The 17,460-nt window shown below is 62.3% G+C and carries 20 protein-coding genes; 6 read left to right on the top strand and 14 right to left on the bottom strand.

Annotated features, from left to right (window positions below; genetic code table 11):
* Nucleotides 1-7: 7 nt before the first annotated feature.
* The 5 genes from NLN62_RS36955 to NLN62_RS36935 all read right to left on the bottom strand — a co-directional run bounded on the left by NLN62_RS36955 (nt 8) and on the right by NLN62_RS36935 (nt 3,168).
* Entirely contained in the window at nt 8-448 is a 441-nt protein-coding gene (locus NLN62_RS36955; protein WP_027523030.1) for a DUF1489 family protein, read from the bottom strand.
* A gap of 41 nt (nt 449-489) precedes the next feature.
* On the bottom strand, nt 490-1,470 hold the full coding sequence (locus NLN62_RS36950; RefSeq protein ID WP_027523031.1) for a hypothetical protein: 981 nt from the start codon (nt 1,468-1,470) through the stop codon (nt 490-492).
* 147 nt (nt 1,471-1,617) lie between these two features.
* Entirely contained in the window at nt 1,618-1,821 is a 204-nt protein-coding gene (locus tag NLN62_RS36945; protein ID WP_156944292.1) for a hypothetical protein, read from the bottom strand.
* Between the two features lie 203 nt (nt 1,822-2,024).
* On the bottom strand, nt 2,025-2,393 hold the full coding sequence (locus tag NLN62_RS36940) for a YidB family protein (RefSeq protein ID WP_027523033.1): 369 nt from the start codon (nt 2,391-2,393) through the stop codon (nt 2,025-2,027).
* A gap of 115 nt (nt 2,394-2,508) precedes the next feature.
* Nucleotides 2,509-3,168 (bottom strand): glutathione S-transferase family protein, encoded by a 660-nt coding sequence (locus NLN62_RS36935; protein ID WP_027523034.1) that lies wholly within the window; start codon nt 3,166-3,168, stop codon nt 2,509-2,511.
* A 125-nt stretch (nt 3,169-3,293) separates the two neighbouring features.
* Between NLN62_RS36935 and NLN62_RS36930 the strand changes: the two genes are divergently transcribed.
* Nucleotides 3,294-3,992: a DUF599 domain-containing protein gene (locus NLN62_RS36930; protein ID WP_027523035.1), complete on the top strand. Its 699-nt coding sequence runs from the start codon at nt 3,294-3,296 to the stop codon at nt 3,990-3,992.
* A 158-nt stretch (nt 3,993-4,150) separates the two neighbouring features.
* On the opposite strand, the gene NLN62_RS36925 is transcribed toward NLN62_RS36930, so the two are convergent.
* The 3 genes from NLN62_RS36925 to NLN62_RS36915 form a co-directional block, all read right to left on the bottom strand.
* Complete coding sequence (locus NLN62_RS36925) at nt 4,151-5,386, bottom strand: IS701 family transposase (RefSeq protein ID WP_254108561.1); 1,236 nt, start codon at nt 5,384-5,386, stop codon at nt 4,151-4,153.
* Nucleotides 5,387-5,840: 454 nt separating this feature from the next.
* Entirely contained in the window at nt 5,841-6,446 is a 606-nt protein-coding gene (locus NLN62_RS36920; protein ID WP_254112042.1) for a hypothetical protein, read from the bottom strand.
* A gap of 577 nt (nt 6,447-7,023) precedes the next feature.
* A complete protein-coding gene (locus NLN62_RS36915) occupies nt 7,024-7,470 on the bottom strand; it encodes an outer membrane protein (protein ID WP_254112041.1) in 447 nt (148 codons plus the stop codon).
* 39 nt (nt 7,471-7,509) lie between these two features.
* On the opposite strand from NLN62_RS36915, the gene NLN62_RS36910 reads away from it, so the two are divergent.
* The gene (locus tag NLN62_RS36910) at nt 7,510-7,932 is read left to right on the top strand and encodes a hypothetical protein (protein WP_027524245.1); all 423 of its coding nucleotides are present in this window, start codon (nt 7,510-7,512) and stop codon (nt 7,930-7,932) included.
* A 283-nt stretch (nt 7,933-8,215) separates the two neighbouring features.
* Here the strand turns inward: NLN62_RS36910 and NLN62_RS36905 are convergent, their stop codons facing one another.
* Both NLN62_RS36905 and NLN62_RS36900 read right to left on the bottom strand, forming a co-directional pair.
* Nucleotides 8,216-8,725, bottom strand: coding sequence for a tetratricopeptide repeat protein (locus tag NLN62_RS36905; RefSeq protein WP_198031796.1), 510 nt, complete (start codon nt 8,723-8,725; stop codon nt 8,216-8,218).
* Between the two features lie 61 nt (nt 8,726-8,786).
* Nucleotides 8,787-9,986, bottom strand: coding sequence for a tetratricopeptide repeat protein (locus tag NLN62_RS36900; RefSeq protein WP_254112040.1), 1,200 nt, complete (start codon nt 9,984-9,986; stop codon nt 8,787-8,789).
* A 377-nt stretch (nt 9,987-10,363) separates the two neighbouring features.
* Here NLN62_RS36900 and NLN62_RS36895 point away from each other — a divergent pair, with 377 nt between their 5' ends.
* Complete coding sequence (locus NLN62_RS36895) at nt 10,364-11,293, top strand: YiiG family protein (protein WP_198031795.1); 930 nt, start codon at nt 10,364-10,366, stop codon at nt 11,291-11,293.
* A gap of 920 nt (nt 11,294-12,213) precedes the next feature.
* Here NLN62_RS36895 and NLN62_RS36890 read toward each other — a convergent pair.
* Nucleotides 12,214-13,227: an IS110 family transposase gene (locus tag NLN62_RS36890; RefSeq protein WP_254107295.1), complete on the bottom strand. Its 1,014-nt coding sequence runs from the start codon at nt 13,225-13,227 to the stop codon at nt 12,214-12,216.
* A gap of 160 nt (nt 13,228-13,387) precedes the next feature.
* On the opposite strand from NLN62_RS36890, the gene NLN62_RS36885 reads away from it, so the two are divergent.
* The 3 genes from NLN62_RS36885 to NLN62_RS36875 all read left to right on the top strand — a co-directional run bounded on the left by NLN62_RS36885 (nt 13,388) and on the right by NLN62_RS36875 (nt 15,007).
* Nucleotides 13,388-13,789, top strand: a complete 402-nt coding sequence (locus NLN62_RS36885) for a helix-turn-helix domain-containing protein (protein ID WP_254108196.1) — start codon at nt 13,388-13,390, stop codon at nt 13,787-13,789.
* A complete protein-coding gene (locus tag NLN62_RS36880; protein WP_254108197.1) occupies nt 13,786-14,643 on the top strand; it encodes an IS3 family transposase in 858 nt (285 codons plus the stop codon). The genes NLN62_RS36885 and NLN62_RS36880 overlap by 4 nt, the downstream gene beginning before the upstream one ends.
* Before the next feature lie 76 nt (nt 14,644-14,719).
* Nucleotides 14,720-15,007: a hypothetical protein gene (locus NLN62_RS36875; protein WP_051389829.1), complete on the top strand. Its 288-nt coding sequence runs from the start codon at nt 14,720-14,722 to the stop codon at nt 15,005-15,007.
* Between the two features lie 193 nt (nt 15,008-15,200).
* On the opposite strand, the gene NLN62_RS36870 is transcribed toward NLN62_RS36875, so the two are convergent.
* The 3 genes from NLN62_RS36870 to NLN62_RS36860 all read right to left on the bottom strand — a co-directional run bounded on the left by NLN62_RS36870 (nt 15,201) and on the right by NLN62_RS36860 (nt 17,318).
* Complete coding sequence (locus tag NLN62_RS36870; protein ID WP_254112039.1) at nt 15,201-16,058, bottom strand: hypothetical protein; 858 nt, start codon at nt 16,056-16,058, stop codon at nt 15,201-15,203.
* Between the two features lie 49 nt (nt 16,059-16,107).
* A complete protein-coding gene (locus tag NLN62_RS36865; RefSeq protein WP_254112038.1) occupies nt 16,108-16,926 on the bottom strand; it encodes an aldo/keto reductase in 819 nt (272 codons plus the stop codon).
* Nucleotides 16,927-17,021: 95 nt separating this feature from the next.
* Nucleotides 17,022-17,318: a DNA-binding transcriptional regulator gene (locus NLN62_RS36860; RefSeq protein WP_254113811.1), complete on the bottom strand. Its 297-nt coding sequence runs from the start codon at nt 17,316-17,318 to the stop codon at nt 17,022-17,024.
* Between the last annotated feature and the right edge of the window lie 142 nt (nt 17,319-17,460).

The raw sequence follows: 17,460 nt of genomic DNA, 5'->3' as shown, positions 1-17,460 counted from the left end.
CGGCGGTTCAGAGCAATCCGAGATCGCGCAACTCGCGCCGCATCGGCTCGGGCATCGCCGCGATGGTGCCGGCGGCGGCCTTGCCGAGATCGGGCGGCACGGCATCTTCCGTCAGATAGCGCCAGCCCTGGAACGGCCGCATCGGCCGCGGCGACACGGAGATCACCTTGGGCTGCATCACGATGCGGCAGCGCCCGATGCCGTCCTTGTCGCGGAACGGCTCGATGCCGATGATCTTTTCGCGTGCGGCGATCTCGCCCTTGATCACCCAGTAGAGCGATCCGCCCGCGAGGATCTCGTCACCGCGCTTGGGCACCATGCGGGTGACGTGGACGTGGTGTTGCGGCAGGCCCTTCTTCTTGGCGGCCTGCATCCGTTCGGCGATCCACTCCTTCAATTCCTTGACGGAGTCGCAGCCGACGGCGAGCTTGATCAGGTGGAGTGGCATGCCCCAGCATTAGCGGGCCGGCCGCGCCTTTGAAAGCCGAACTAATTGTTATCCGCAGCCGCGGGAGCCGGAGCCTGCTCGGACTGAGCCGCCGGCGCAATCTGAACCGGCGCAGACGCAGGTGCGCGCGCGGCCTTCGGCGCAGGCTGCTTCTTCGCAGGTGGCGGCGCGGAGGCCTGGGCCGCGGTGGCCGCCGGCGCGCGCGCAGGCGGTGCGGCCGCAGTTCCCGACGGCGGCGCCGGCCGCGTGGCCGGCTCCGGCGCCATGATGCTGACCGCCGGCGTCGATGCGGCGCTCGGGAACTCCGCGTTGGTCGGCTTGCCGGTCGGCATTGAAGGCGGCAGCGCGGCGACGGCACCCGGCATCGCCGCCACCGGCGTGTTCCAGTTCGATGCGTAGCGCGCGACCAGCCCCTCATAGAGATGGGCGTCCATATTGGAGGCGATCTGTTGCTGGTCCGTCAGCGAACGGAACACGGCGCAATCGAATTGCGTGCAGCCGTCGCGGGCGACCAGCACCTGGGCGACGAGGCCGTAGCGGTCGTGCTCGATCGCCCGTCGCAACGCCTTGAGTTCCGGGGGCGGGTTCTTGCCGGCGGCAGCGACATCGCCGAGCGCGGTGAGACGGCTGATCTGGGCCGCGGTGTAGGAGACGGCGGCGGCGGTCGCTTCAGGCGATCCGAACAGCGCCTTCTCGCAGGCCGCCAGAACGGTGTCGCCGGCCAGATCGTCGATGCAGGACAGTGCGGGCAGCGCGGCGGTCGTCACGGGCCTCGCGCGGGTTTCGTTCGCGGGTGCTTCCCTGCCGCTCGGTCCATAGGCGCGAATGGTGGCAGCGCCCGCGATGCCGATCGCGAGCAGCGTGATCACGGTCAGCGCCCCGTTGGCGACCGATCGCTCGGCGCGCAGCAACGTGATCAGCAGGATCAGGCTGAAGAAGCCGGCGGCCGCCAGCGTCAGCCACATCGGAAAGCCCGGCGAGCGCCAGATGTCGTCGAGCGAATTGGCCCATGCCCAGTTCATGCGCGACGTCCCCTCACGCGAGCCGAGATCAAATTCAGTGATGGTAACTGCCCGCGAAGCGACAGCAGCCCTCTCACCATGTTGACTTGAACCGGACCTTTTGACGGCGGGACAACATCCAATTCGTCATCCCACCCTTGCGTAGCATCAGGACAGGGCGAGCTGGCTTTCCTTGGCAACCCGTTCGAAGGCTTCGGTCGAGCTCTTGATCCGATACTGACAATCGTCGCCCTCGGTCGGCAGCAGGCGGATGACCTCGTAGGTACCGCTGGCGGCCGGGCGCGCGATATTGCTGGCCGTGAAAAGGACGCGCGCGCCCACGGGGAATTTGTGCTTCAACACCCTCTCCATCACTCAAACAACGCCTGCCGCGCCCACGTGTCCCGCTGCGGCGGCCGGCCGGAAGCCCGGCGCGGTGTATAGCACGCGGCCGGCCTTCTTGGCCAGCGCTATGCCACTATAGCAAATGTGTGATTTTTGTAATATTTTCAGCACGATAGCGGGCACATGGGCCCACCAATGAGACCCCGGAACCGTAGAACTACGGGCCGACCTCACGAGCCCTGGGGCAGCTTTCCGTCGGGGCTCGCATTATCCACAGCCTTGGGCAGCTCCTGGGCCAGGATCTGGCTGAGCTGGTCGACCGGGATGTTGTAGCGCGCGGCAAGCTGCCTGACCGTGTCGTTGCCGAGCACCCGGCGGAGCTGGTCGGCCGAGATCGGCAGGTTCTGGCCGTTGCCGAGCCACGACTTGACCTGATCGGCGAAGCCCGCCTGCTCGAGCTTGGCGACGATGGCACCCAGGCCGCCCTGGTTGTTGCTGCCGAGCACCTCGTTGAGCACGGCCGGCAACACCGCTGCGCCAAGCTGGCCGAGCGCGCTGCGGAACGCGGGGTTGTTTTCCAGCGCGTCGAAGATTCCCATGGGCCGTCTCCCCTTGCGCCTGATGCGCGTTGCCTTCGTCGATTGAGCGCCGCCCGCCGGTCGGCCGTCAAGCTGCGCCCAATCACATTCCTGTCTGCGCCCGGCCCCGCCTCGCCTACGCGGTTTCGAACTTCTCGATGACCAGCGTTTCGGCGAGCCCGTCGCGCGTCCATTCCTGGAATGCCGGCTGCGCCAGCATGGTGTCCATATAGGCGCGCGTCTGCGGCGTGACCTCGATCGCATAGGTGCGGAAGCGGTGTACCACCGGCGCATACATCGCATCCGCCGCGCCGAAGCGGCCGAACAGGTAGGGCCCGCCCGCGCCATAGCGCTCGCGGCACTGCTGCCAGATCTCCTGCACGCGGGCGACGTTGGCCTGCGCATCCGCCGACAGTGTCACGGGACGCACCGGACGATGCAGGTTCATGCCGCATTCGCTGCGCAGCGCCATGAAGCCGGAATGCATCTCGGCGCACACTGAACGGGCATGTGCGCGCGCCGCGGCGTCATCGGGCCACAGCTTCTTCTCCGGAAAGCGCTCGGCGATGTATTCGATGATGCTGAGCGAATCCCACACCGTGACGTCGCCATCGACCAACACCGGCACCTTGCCGGCGCGGCTGAACGAGATGATGCGCTGCTTGTCTGCGGGATTGTCGGTGTAGAGCGGGATCACGACCTCCTCGAACGGGATGTCGTTGGCGCGCAGCGCGAGCCATGGCCGCATCGACCATGACGAGTAGTTCTTGTTGCCGATCGCGAGCTTCAGCGCCATGTGACTGGTCCTTCTCAAATGCTGGTCCATCAAGCCGCTGCTTTTAACGCCATCGCGTGCACGCAATCAATCGTTGCCGCGACGGAACATGCATGGCAATCCTGCGCGGCAACGAGAGGATCACAATGAGCGGATACTGGGTCGACATGGCAGCGGTCGGCTTTTTCGTGCTGGAATGGCTGGTCTACGCCGCCACGCTGGAGCACTCGGCCTATGGCCGCGACAGCCTGTCGGCGCGCATGAACCGCTACCGCGAGGTCTGGGTGCGCCGGCTGCTCGACCGCGAGGCGCGCATGGTCGACATGCAGATCATGGCCTCGCTCCAGAACGGCACCGCCTTCTTTGCCTCCACCAGCCTCATCGCGCTCGGCGGCGCGCTGGCGCTGCTGCATGCGACCAACGATGCACTCGTCATCCTCTCAAAGCTGCCGGTCGATCTCAGCCCCTCGCCCGCGCTGTGGGAGCTGAAGTGCGTCGGCCTCGTCCTGATCTGCGTCTACGCCTTCTTCAAGTTCGCCTGGGCCTATCGCCTGTTCAACTATGTCGCGATCCTGTTCGGCGGCATGCCGCCGGCCTCCCAGCGCGGCACACCGGAAGCCGAAGCCCACGTCATCCGCACCTCCCGCCTGTTCGAATCGGCCGGCCGTCACTTCAACCGCGGCCAGCGCGCCTTCTTCTTCGCGCTCGGCTATCTCGGCTGGTTCGTCAGCCCCTGGGTGCTGTTCGTGACCACGGCGGCGGTCGTCATCGTGACGTGGCGGCGGCAGTTCGCATCCAGCGCGTGGGCGGCGATGGCGCCGGAGGAAGCGTCGCCGAAGGGCTAGCTAGCATTACAGTTGCTGTTTTGATTTGAAGTGGGCGCGTTGAGCGGCAGCCTGGTGAGCTCTGCGCCAGAAAGACCATGCGATGATGTGTGCGGGTTGAATCCGCTTTCGAGCAAGTCTGATAGCAATTCGGCGGATTTCCTGGATTGACCAACGGATCAGCGGTGGGGTGGTTGCGCTTTGGCTTTTGCCGGGGGGCGCCGTTTCGTTTTTTTGGGCGGTGGCGGGTTAGCGCGATGTCGGATCGCGGCCATTATGGCGAAGGCGAGCATCACCAAGGACACGTGACGGTGCCAGCCATGCCAGGATCTGCTTTCGTTGTGATCGAGCCCGAGCTCGTTTTTCGCGGTTTCAAAGCTGTCCTCGATCGCCCATCGATGGCCTTCGACCGCGACCAGCGTTTCAATGGCGGTTCCCGCTGGGCACCAGGTGGTGAAGAAGGCGAGGTCATCATCGGCGATGCGACGACGGATCAGTAGACCGCGTGTCCACAAGCCGTCATTTGCACTGTTGAACTGCTCGGCCTCGAGATCGGCCAACTCGAGATAACACCAATCGTGCAGCCGCGGTCCTTTGGTTCCGGCTCCCGCCGACAGGCGCTTCCAGTCGGATGAGCGTCGCGTCCGGGCGAGGTCTGCAGCCGTACCGGCGACCGGCGGTCGCTTGCCCCAGGATCGAAACACATGAGCGCTGCTGACCCCAAGCACGTAGCCTTTGCCTGCCCGACGTAGTTGCTGTTCGATGTTGCCAACACCGTAGACGGTATCACCGGCAACCCACTTGAATGGTACAGACGCGGCTATCGCGCGTGCGATCATTCTCGTCGCAAGCTTTGGTTTGGTCGCAAAGCCGACATCAGCAGGCACATAGGTGGCTTCCAGACGATCTGGATCGTCGGTCCATTCCTTCGGAAGATACAACGCGCGATCGATGAACGCATGGCCATGACGCGAAACGTAGGCAGCGAAGACGCCGATCTGGCAGTTCGTGATCTTCCCTGCCGAACCAGTGTATTGCCGCGCCACTCCGCATGACGCTTTGCCTTGTTTGAGAAAACCGGTCTCGTCGATCACCAGCACCGCATCGTCATCCGCCAAATGCTCGATGACATAGTCGCGCACGATATCGCGCAGGGCATCGGCGTCCCAATCCCCACGACCCAGAATCGCCTGCTGCCGCCATGGGCCAGGATCGCCTGCCGCCTCCGCGCGCATCCAACCGGTCTTGCGCTGCTCATCTCCGAGCAGACCTTCCAGGAACAGACCCGCATTCGTCGCAACACGCTCTTGCGTGAACAACGGACGTATCCGCTGCTTGATCTCTCGAAGCGACGCCGCCCACAACGCAAGCGTCTCCTCAACCGACGCGGCCCGCGCCCACGACATTCGAATCATGGTTGCCCATGGATTCAGAACTCCGCGAAAAACGCAACTGTGATGCTAGGCCGTGTACCCATAAACCCAGCGACGTGATGCGACGAACGCAATGTCCGCTTTGCCCCCTATAGCGCGCGAGTTCGTGCGGCAGCGCAATATCTCGCGATGGGCCAATCGCGTCGTTTTGGACCGCTCTTAGGCAGGTCCGATCTACCCTTCAAAGGCGACATGAGGCGACAGACGGATTCAATCGCATCCGCAAACGTCGAACTTTTGATCCCGGCTGCTCATCACCTTGGGTCAGTTCGGCCGCTGCTTCGGGGGCATCGAAGCCAAAGTGGATGACCAAGTGCCGTTGGCTTGCTTTCGCCGAAGGTGGTGGAGAAGCCGGGGTATGTGATGGGGATCGTGCGGGAGCGAGCGTGACTCGCTCGCATCACGCTGTGAAGCATGAACGCTGCTAGCAGCCACTTCAATTCGTCGTGGTCTTGCCGCCGCGCATGGACACGAGCTTTTCCTCACGAAATCGGAGAATGAGCCATGCGGTCTCATCGAAACCGTCTGCGAGCTTTCCGTCGTGAGAATACACCATCTGAGCAGCTTCCGACTTCGACGGCGGTCCCAGCGCCGAGACTACCTCCAAACGCGACATACCCAAATGCAGCTTGCCATCGAAGACGAGGGGCGCGAACTTTTCCGGGATGATGGCGCAATCGGTCGAGGTCTCGGTGTCTTTCTCGGTGAGCTCTTCAACGATCTCTGTGACGAGATGGTCCGGGCCGCCCATCTCTCCGCTGGACACGACCCATAATCGATGCTGCGCGCGCCTATAACACAGCCAATAGATGCTACCTGCAGCGTCGCCCTGGTGTTGGATGGTCCCTTCGCCCACGGCTTTGCGGACCGCGCCGAGCGGCGTCTTCTCGAAGCGGCCGGCGAATGCGCCTAGCGAAAAGCGGGTCGCCAATCTCTTCACGACCGTCGGCGGCACGCGCTCGAACGCATGTTCGTCGACTGGCGGCGGCGATGCCTGCGCGGAGCAGTCGTCCGCGGGGATCGCGAAAAGGAGAAGCAGCAAGAAGAGCGTCTTTCGACCATCAACTCCGAATTGCCTTACATCGGAGATTGAGCGCTTCTGGAATAGCTCCTTTCCTTTGGCAAGGATGGCGTCAACATCGAGGTCTTTGACGCGGCCAACCGCTCTGTCCGCCAGTCCTTTATATACTTCTCGCCTCAGCAGGTCGCGCCCAGGCGTCGAGAGTGCGGGCGTCAGTTTCTGGGTGTCGGACACGTCAGACTATCTCCTGCGATGAAGAACGGCACAACATACCATAACTGACGTGTGGAGGAGCCTCCCTCACCCCACCGCCTTCAGTTGGCTTTGGCCGGCCCACTTGCTCCTCGAATGCTCTCGACGTCATCAAAAATGCTTGATTCATCACCCAGACTTGGCGGTGCCAAATCGGTGCCACGCGATTTTTGGAATTACAGTGCCAGTGCACTCAATTGACGACGAGCAGTTTGGTGCACCGTAATCGACCGCAATCGCGTAATCGAACGTGGTGGCAGGGTCTCACCAGCTGTCGACCATGCTTACAAAACAAAGAGCCCCGGCCATTGCCGGGGCTCTTGTCGCTGAACTCGGTTTGCGAGCCTCAGGGCCGAACTCCACCAAAGTCAAACAGGTAGTTGGCGCCAACCTTGAAGACCTGCTTGGTCGCACTCAAGGTCGTAGTGCCGGGCACAGAGCAGGTGGTCGTGCATTCGGTAAAGCTGACCTCCTTGGCGCCGAAACCCATGTAGTCGTATTCGGCCTTGACGGTCCAATTGCGGGTCAGGGCATGCTCAATGCCGACGCCAACGAGGAAGCCGTCCAAAGTGCCCTTTGCTGAGGTGGTGGTCGTGGTGAGGCTTCCAGTCGAGCAGCAAATGCTGGTCGAGGCCTGCTTAAATTCGCCCCAAGCCCATCCGCCCTTCCCGTAGATCAGCGTACGATCGAAGGTGATGCCGACACGAGCAGCAATGGTGAAGTCGTCGGTGCCACCACCAATGAAGGCCACTACCATGTAGCCCATACAAATGTTGTCGTCGAATGCGATCAAGAATTAACGACCACATTCGACGGCGAGAAGGTCGGTCGGTTGTTGATCACGCACTTGCACTCTCATGCAACTCCCCTCCTCCGCTACGACATTGGAGATTTTGGAAAGCTGCATCATCAGTGCCCTTGCGGACACAACGGGCCCACGATTTCTCACATCTATGGAAGAGGAAAGCACTTTCTGCGGCACCCCGATGGGAGGTATCTGCCTTTTTATCTGTCCCCTCGGGTACTGCGCGAAGCGGTCGAGTTCAAGGAATGCCGGTTTCGACAGGAATCGATCGATACCATCACGGTGGAAATTGGAGGCCGAGAGATCCTCACTCCTGAAGAAGAGGAAAAACTCAGGGCAACCGTGATTGCAGCCGCCGAACCCGCGTTCAAGGTGGAGATCAAGCCCGTGAAAGAGATCGACTGGTCCAACAACCTGAAGCAGCTTTTTTTCTCGAGCTCGGTGGTTTGAACGAGACGCCACGGCTCGTCTTACCGGAATTGCCGTATCATTCGCGGCAAGCCGCTCAATCAGGGACACATGTCTTTCGGGCTTTGTCCCAAACTCCATCCTGACATGGGATATCCACAAAATCGGCGAGGAGATTGGCCGCAAGCAGCGCAAGACCGACGAGCAGCAGGGTAGCCAGAGCGATAAGCCACTTTCTCATTCCAAGAATCTTCTCATTCCAAGAATCCTGCTTCCGCGCCCTCCCGTGATTGCGGAGCATTCAACTGACGCCGCTGTCGCAAGGTCATTGCCGCAGCATGACGCCTCGCTTGTGTCGAGCATTCTCGACCGCCTTGCGCAATCCCTTTTCCTCCGCTGTCCCGAACCGACCTATCACGTCGTCATAGACCGCGACGGCTTCCTCGCGCCGGCCCAATTGTTCGAGCGCGGCGCCCTTGCTGACGAGAGCGTCCGCGATCGTTTCGTGCAACTCCGCCTCGAGCAATTTCACGCTCTCCGCCGTCCCGACCACGTCCACCGCGCCGAGCCGCTGGACCACATCGTCATAGATCGCGATCGCTTCCTCCTCGCGGCCCAACTTGCCAAGTGCTACGCCTTTGCCGACGAGGGCCTTCGCGACCCACTCGCATTCCATCGCTTCGATTTCAGTTTTGAACCGGCTCACCACGTCGTCATAGAGCGCGATCGCTTCCTTGTTGCGGCCCAAATCTCCGAGGGTGTCGCCCTTGCGGACGAGGGCGTTCGCGACCACGCAGAGAAAGTACGAATCGGTTTCAGTTCCAAGCCGGCTCACCACGTCGTCATAGACCTGGACCGCTTGCTCGCTCCGGCCCGATTGCCCGAGTATGTCGCCCTTATAGAGAAAGGGCCTTCGACACCCATTCGTGCGACGATGTCCTGAACCGGCGCACGATATCGTCGAAGGTCGCCAGTGCTTCCTTGCGCCGGCCCAGTTCTGCAACTGCTACGCCCTTGTCGTAGAGCGCCTTCGCGACTTGCTCCTGCAAGTCTGGCTCGCTCACCGCCCCGAACCGTCTTACCACCTCGTCATAAACAGCGACCGCTTGTTTTTTCCGGCCCAATTGTCGTAAGGCGCCGGCCTTATCAAACAGGGCCTTCGCAGCCATCATGCGCAACTCCGGCTCGCCCGCCATCCCGAACCGGCGTACCACGTCGTCGTAGATCGCGATCGCTTCCTCCTTGCGGCCCAATTGTCCGAGCAATGAGCTCTTGTCAAACAGCGCCTCCGCGGCCTCCGCGCGCAATCCCTTTTCCTTCGCTGTCCCGAACCGCCGGACCACACCGTCATAGGCCGTGATCGCCTCCTCGTTGCGGTCAAATCGTTTGAGTGCGTAGCCCTTTTCGTGAAGTGCCCTCGCGGCCTTCTTGCGCAACCGCGCCTCGCTTGCTGTCCCGAACCGCCGCACGACATCGTCGTAGATTGCGAGAGCTTCGTTGAAAGCTTCGTTTCCTCGACCCGAGAAGGCCAGGGCCATGGCCTTGTGGCTCAGCGCCTCCGCGACCTGCTCGCGCAACTCTGGCTCGCTCGCCGTCCCGAACCGCCGCACGACATCGTCGTAAGCAGCGATTTCCTCGTCGCGATCCAGTAGCCCGAGGGTGGTGCCCTTGTCGACAAGCGCCTCCGCGACCTCATAGCGCAATGCTGGCTCGGTCGCCGTCCCGAACCGGCGCAGGAGATCGTCGAGGACCGCGATAGCTTCGTTGAAAGCTTCGTTTCGTTGACCCGGGTTGGCTCGGATCATGGCCTTGTAGCCCGAGTAGCCTAGGGCCATGGCCTTGCTACGCAGCGCCTCCGCGACCTTCACGCGCGAGCTGGCGTCGTCGGACGTGCCGAACCGGCGCACGATATCGTCGTAACGTGCGATCTCTTCGTCGGTGCCGCTTGATTGTGCGATGCTCCCGCTAGCGGTCTGCGCTAGGGCGGCGTCTATCCCCGCAAGAGCCGAACCAACCAATACGATCGCGAGAGCGGCCAGCCAGCGGTTGAGGCGGTTGAATGAGAGGGTGGTGCGGCGAGATTGCGGCAATGCCATGTTCGGTCCAACGACTAGCAGATTTTGACGGCCCTTTTTGTCGCAGTTGCAGAGGCTGCGGTTCAGAGATGGCGGGGAGAAGTGATTTTCCGGCGTTCGTGGCCGCGTCGGCTATGTCTGGGATACGCTGTTGCTGTAGGGTACAGCCGGCGTCACTTGGGGCAGGACGGAATTGCGGTGACACCCATTCGCCGGTCGGTCGTCAAGGGCGCGGCCACCTTCTTTTGGCTGCGCGAGTTGCCAAGTTCTTCATTGCATTGTTTACACCGCCCCTCCCCCATCACGGGTCGTTTGAACCGGCAGACGACATCCTGCGACGAACAGCGCGGGAAGCGGCCGTTCATCATGCACGGCCGGGTTAATTCATGAGGGCGCTCTTGAAAATCTCATCTACGATCTTCGCCGCCGCGGTGATCCTGCATTGTACGACCGCCATGGCACAGCAACAACAATCGCCGCCTCCCGATCTTGGCCTGCACGAGATCGCCGATTCCGACACGGATCGCTACATCGCAAAGTCCAACGGCGTCGTCGGCCTCCTGAACGCCTCGCTGCGCGGCAAGGAATCCTGGAACAGGTATCTGAGCTGGGTCGATGTGAAGCGCGGCCCGACAGGCAAGGAGCGCATCATCTATGGCCTGTATTCGGTCGGATCGTCGGCCAAGGACGCGATAGAGAAGGCACGCAAGGCAGCGGGCGACAAGCCGGCGATCCCTGCACTCGATGACGCAACGAAGCAGCTCGCCTCGGCCTTCGAAACGCTGATTCCGATCCTGAACGAAGCGGAAGCCTACTACGATCGAAAGGACTATCTTTCCGACAACATGACCGGCGGCAAGGAGCTGCATGAAAAGCTGGTGCCGGCGGCAACGGCGTTTCTCGCTGCGCGCGCCACGACCGAGGCACTGCAGAACCAATTCAAGGACATGCTCGACCGTCAGCAATTGGCGAAGATCGAAAAGGCCGAAGGCAGGAGCGTGCACTGGCACGTACGCAATACCATGACACTGGCGAAGAAGGCCGTCGACCTGATGCCATCGAACCCGAAGGGCGGCGCAGACCTCCAGCAGTTCGATGCAGCGCTTGCGGCTTTCGGCAACGCCGTGCGTGACTTCGACACGGCGATCCGCGAGTCCGGAAAATCCACCCCGATCGATTCGTCTCCGCGAGAGATTCTCGGAAAATTGCGCGAGATGCGCGACAACATCGCCAAGGGCCACGCCGACAACATGACGTACTCGATGGACTATAACGGCGTCATCCAGCGGTATAACATGATGGTGACGATGTCGAACGCATTCCGTTGAATTGACAATATGAAGTGGAAGCAAGAAGCGATCGGGAGTCTTCGGAACAACGGCTGGACAGTGGAGGGTCTACCGAACCAACAGGCGGTACTCCCGCCAGGCCTCGCTTTGCGCTATCCAGACCTTCCATGTGAGTTCGAGCAATTCGTCACCGACCTCTCGTGCTGCGTTGGTCCTGGTGAAGCTACATGGCTTTTGTGCCCCACTGACTATCGAGGCGAAACGCAGTCGGCCTTCGCGTGGAACGAGTTCGAGTTGATGTCACTCGAAGCCGCGGGCGGTGATTCAACGCTGTGCCGATCGATCCGGACCTTTTGGTCCGAACACCTTCCGATCACGCTTTCCGTCGGCGCAGAATACGCGTACTGCGCAATCCGCGTGACCGAACCCGGCTTCGGCACCATCGTTAGTGGTCACGAACCCGAATTCGAAGACGCCACGGTCCAAGCGAATACCTTTCGTGAATTCGTAAGCCGGTTAGCCTCAGCGCCGCTATTACGGTGACACCCATTAGCCGGTCGGTCGTCAAGGGCGCAGCGCATTTTTTTTGGCAGCGCTAGCTGCCAATTTCTTCATTCGTCGCTTTCAGCTGCGGTGCTCGAACCGCACCCGTTTCTTCGATTGATGGCTGCGTCCGTATCGCGGATCGCGCCAGACACCCATCGGGATCAAGCATCGGGCCCAAAATGAGGCCTGCGCCCTGGCGGCATGGCCGCCCCAGAAGAACGTTGGTACCGCCCCGTATCCAAAAGAGTTTCACAGAACCGTGGCTGCCGGCGAGCCGGCGCCAATCTCCGGATGGCTTACGGTTCGGGCGATCCGCTGTCACCGCGGCTGGTGACGGCGATCCGGCGTCCAATTCAGTGCTGCTGGTTGTCGCCCCAGTCACCGTACGTGGCTCGCCGGATCGTCGTCGTCCGTCAGGCAAAGCAGCGCGTTACCTCGAACGGCTTGCCCTCCTTCAGGATATGATAGCTGGCGCGCGCCAGCTTGTGTGCCAACGCCTTGGTGGCGACGACGTTGTTGGTCCTGGCCTTCTTGCGTTCATGGAAGCGTTTGGCTTCGGGGCAAAAGCGCCTGGCAAAGTTCGCCGCCTCGACGAATGCCCAGGCAAGATACTTGTTGCCGTTCTTGACGTTGCCTTCGCCTTTCTTCTTCCGGTTGCTGGTATGCACGCTGTCGACGCAGCGAGCGTAGGACGCGAAGTTGCCGACGTCGGCGAACCGGTCGATCGGACCTGCTTCCAGAAGAATGACGGTGGCAAGCGTCTGGCCGATCCCTGGCACGCTGGTCAATAAGCGGTATTGCGGCCGGGGCCTGACGCGTTCTTGCAGGCGCTTCTCCAGAACATCGATCTGTGACTGCAATGTCGCGATCACCGCGACGTTCGCCTTGATTGCCAAGCTTACGTCCGCCGCCAGTGGCAAGCTGTCGATCGTATCGTCGGTCAGCCGTTTGATCTGATTGCTGGTCATCCGCCCACCGAACTGCCTGGCCATGATGTTTTCGACCGCGAGGATATGTGTCGTGCACGATTGCACCAGCTGCATGCGCTTGCGTGCCAGATCGCGCAGCGCGCGGTGTCCCCTCGGTAGAATCGTTCCCGTCGGCAGGATGCCCAGTCGCAAGAGATGGGCCAGATGCTGCGCATCGGTCTCGTCGCCGCTGTGCTTGAGGCCTTCGTATTGCTTGATCGCAGCGGTGTTGGCGAGATACACGTGCATCCCTGCGTCTTGCAAGCCATCGACCAGCCAATACCAGTTGTAGGTCGATTCGACGACGACGCCGGCCAACTGGTCTTGCCATCGGGCCAGAAAGCCGACGATCTTCGTGATGTCGTTTGCCAAGCGCTTCTGCGCCACGACCCGGTCGGCATCGTCGATAACAGCGACAACGCTGTTGTTGGAATGCAGATCAATCCCGCCGTACATCATCTTCGCCTCCTCGTGGCCTAAAGTGAATCGATGATTGCGAACTCACTTTAGCTCCACCGCCTTCTTGCTAGCGAAGGCCGGCTAGATGATCTTCAGTTCTGGACTGCACCCCTTAAGTGAGACACGATAATTCCTGTGACAGGCATTTTGAGGATGACCTGTGGCAGGAAGAGGAAAGAACCGTCAGTTTCCGACGGCCTACAAATTGAAGGCGATCAGGCGGGTTGAGCGGGGCGAAGGCGTTCTGCCTGTGGCTCGCGAACTTGGGATATCACGCAAGATTCTGCACGACTGGATCAAGGCGTGGAAAGCGCATGGGCCGGAGGGACTAAACCGCAAGCCCGGACCCAAGCCTGGTCCCCGGAAGCTCAAGCCTGTACCGACGTATGACGACAAGCGTTCTGCGCTCACGCGTGCGAATGCCCGCATCGCCGAGCTCGAGCGGCTGGTGGGCCGCCAGCAGATGGATATCGATTTTTTTCGGAAAGCCTTGCGCGCATTGGAGCGGCCGGCAGCGCAAGGCAAACCCGCATCCGCATCGTCGAAGTCATCCAAGCCATGACGTCGGAGACGACCAATTCTCACGCCGACGTGCAGCGCCTCTGCTATCTGGCGGGCCTGCCGCGCGCGACGTACTACCGGCATCTCAACAGGCGCAATCGTGCGACGGCCGAGTGCGAGCTGCGCGACCAGCTCCAGCGTATTTGCCTCAAGCATCCTTTCTACGGCTATCGACGCGTGGCAGCCACCCTCCGGCGCCAAGGCATGGTCGTAAATGCCAAGAAGGTTCTGAGGCTTATGCGCGAGGACAATCTTCTCGCGCAGCGCAAGGCGCCGTTCCTGAAGCCACCTGCGGAGCGACCAGGGCGCGTTCTCGTCGTCCCCAATCTGGTGCGGGGCCTGGTGCCGTCCGCGCCCGATCAAATCTGGGTCGCCGACATCACCTATGTGCATCTCGCCAGAACCTTCGCCTATCTCGCTGTCATCCTCGACGCCTTCTCGCGCAAGGCCGTCGGCTGGGCTTTCGAGAACACACTCGATGCCTCGCTCGCGATCGCCGCGCTCGATATCGCTCTCCAGGCCCGTAAGCCGCAACCCGGCAGCCTGATCCACCACTCCGATCGCGGCGTGCAATACGCCTCCATCGCCTATCGCCAGCGATTGGCCGATCGCGACATCACCATCAGCATGAGCAGGCCCGGCAATCCCTTCGACAACGCCAAGGCCGAAAGCTTCATGAAGACGCTCAAGGCCGAAGAGGTCAACGGAAAGGCATTTGCCGACCTCGGCGACGCCCGCCGCCGGATCGATAGCTTCATCGCAGATGTCTACAACAAGGAGCGCTTGCACTCGGCGCTTGGATACCAATCGCCTCTTGAGTTCGAAACCGCGTTCGCGCAAAACAAGATACGATAACGTCGTGGCAACCGCACTGTCACAGGAATTATCGTGTCTCACTTAAGGGGTGCAGTCCAGTTCCACCACCACCGGCATGCTGCGCCGGCTGCCGGACCTCCTGAAGTCCGACACGAAAGTGCTGGTGCTGCAGCCAGGCGGTAACGACGCACGGCGCGGCGAGTCGGCTGCGACCGCCGATAATATCGCCGCGATCGGGCAGGCGGCGGAGGCGCGCGGCGTCAAGGTGGTGATGCTGGTGCACCTCGGACGCCTCGCACCATCGCATGAGCGCCTCGCCGACGGGCAGCACTTCAGCGCCGGGGGCCACGCGGCCTTCGCGAGCCAGCTCGCGCCGATGGTGAGCAGCGCCTGCGGGCGCTAGATGTGGTGTTTCAGGATGTTGTCGATCTGGTCTGAACCGAGGAAGCCGGGCCACAACATCTTGTGTTGCGCGTCGACGCATCGGGCTAATCCTACTTTGCATGGGGTTGATTTCGAGAAATATGAAATCGGATCTGCGACCGGGACAAAAGTCTCAAGCTCCGATCGCGTCGCTTCGCACGCCACGACGGAACCTATGGCGCCCCAAAGTCCCTTGGTGTGAAGGTGAGATCCAGCACCTTCCACTCCTCGTATTTGTCGGCCGGCAGCATGGTGTAGGGCTGGCAGGCCTGTAGCGCGGCCTTGGCGGCCTCCATCAGGGCAAGGCCCTTGGCGGGCGATGCGCTGGCCTCGATCAGTGCGGGAACGGTGGCGAGCTGGCCGTCGGTGGTCATGAAGGTGCGCATCTTGATGTGGATGTTGTCGGACGGCGCGATCGTGTCCGGCAGTTTGGCGCAGCTTCGCAAGTGACGGCGGAACTCGGCGATGATATTGGCCGGAAGCTTGGCCGCCTCAGTGGTCGTGGCACCGCCGCTCTCGTTTTCCTTGGGAGCGTCTTTCGACAAGGGCGGCAGCTCCGCGGGCAAGCCCAGCATCACGCCGTATTTGAGGGTGACGTCGGGCTCCGGCGGCGTGTAGCTCGGGGCCTGCGGCGCAGGTTGCGGCTGTGGCTGAGGCTGCGGTTGCGGTTGCGGTTGGGCTTTGGCCTCGCGCTTGGGAGGCGATGGCTGCGGTGAAGGCTGCGGCCGCGGCGAGGCCTGCGGCGCCGGCTGCGGCGATGGCTGCTGTGCTGTTTGTGGAGGCGGTGGCGGCGCGGGCGCCTCCGCCTTGTCCTTCGCGGCCAGCTCGGGCAGCTGAAGTTGCGGCGACGGCGTCGGCTCCGGCTCCTTCTGCTTCAGTTCCTCCGGCGTGACGATGTCCACGGCGATCGTGTCGCTCGGCGGGGCATGGAACGGATGCACCTCGCTGATCAGGACGATCAGCGCCACCAGCGTCCCGTGCACGACGGCCGACGCCGCAATGTCCGTCCGTATGATCCGCCGCCAATCCATGGCCCAACTTCGGTTGCTACCCACGCTCCTAGCATATGGACGTGGCGCCTCAATCCCATTTCGGCGCGAAGCCGAAATCGGTCAACCGGCCCTTGGCATGAGCGAGCGCGGCAATCTGGCTCATCTCATCGTCTGACAATTCGAAGTCGAAGATCTCGATGTTTTCCGAGAGACGTTCGACGCGGGAAGTACGCGGAATTGCAACGACGTTCTGCTGCACCAGCCAGCGCAGGCAGATTTGCGCGGCCGTCTTGCGATGGACCCGGCCGATCCTGCCAAGCGTCTCGTCGCTCTTGATGCGGCCCTTGGCAATCGGACTGTAGGCGACGAGCGCGAGGCCGTGCTGGTCGCAGGCCGCCCTCACCTTGGTCTGATCGAGATACGGATGATACTCGACCTGGTCGCAGACCAGCGGCTCCGGACACGCGGCAACCGCCTCTTCGATCAGCGCCACCGTGAAGTTGGAGACGCCGATATGCCGCGTCAGCCCCAGCCGCCTGGCGTGCGCCAGCGCGCCCAGCGTCTCGCGCAGCGGCACGTGCGGGTTGGGCCAGTGCAGCAGCAACAGATCGACGGACGGCAGGCGCAGCCTGACCAGGCTCTCCTTGACCGAGCGCTCAAGATCGTTCGGGGCAAAATGATTGGTCCAGACCTTCGTGGTGATGAAGACGTCGTCTCGGCGCACGCCGGAGGCGCGAACAGCGTCGCCGACCTCGCGCTCATTGTCATAGACCTGCGCCGTGTCGACATGGCGGTAGCCGAGCCGCAGCGCCTGCTCCACAACGCGCGCGCAGGTCCGGCCGCTCAGTTCCCAGGTCCCGAGCCCGAGCGCAGGAATCTTTGCACCATTGGCCTCGACGAACAGCATGAGGAATCCTCTCCTCGCCCGCCCCGGTCGCATTATGGACCCCACGCACGCGGCTGCCAACCGAGGCCGCCGGCATTGGCCGTCAGGCCTTGTTGTCAGGCTTTGGCGAGCGCCCGGAAGACCGTGTCGGGCGCATGTGCGATCACCGCGAGCAGCGCCCGTGCGGGTCCACGCGGCGCGCGCTTGCCCTGCTCCCAGTTGCGGATGGTCTCGACGGGCACGCCGAGCTTTGCGGCGAACTCCATCTGGGTGAGACAGGCACGGCGGCGCAGGTCGCGCACTTCAAGCGAGCCGACTTCGCTCGGCGCAGCCGCGCCTCGCAGCGGAAGCTCCTGCCCGTTCCGCAATTCGACGATCCGTCCGTCCGCTTTCAGCCGCAACCGCATGTTCATCCCCAAGTGGAGTGATCATGCACGCTCCGGCTTAAGTTCGGATTAACGATAGCGGGGCACGCGTGCCCCGGACGCAGCGCAGCGCTTCCCTGGCGATGCGAAGCATCGTCCCGTCAGCGGCGCGCTGCAGAGCCTGGGCCCA

Origin of the sequence: Bradyrhizobium sp. CCGUVB23, assembly GCF_024199885.1 — a bacterium.
Classification (GTDB): Bacteria; Pseudomonadota; Alphaproteobacteria; order Rhizobiales; family Xanthobacteraceae; genus Bradyrhizobium.
The sequence above is the reverse complement of the archived record's forward strand: the minus strand, read 5'-3'. Positions and strand labels throughout refer to the sequence as shown.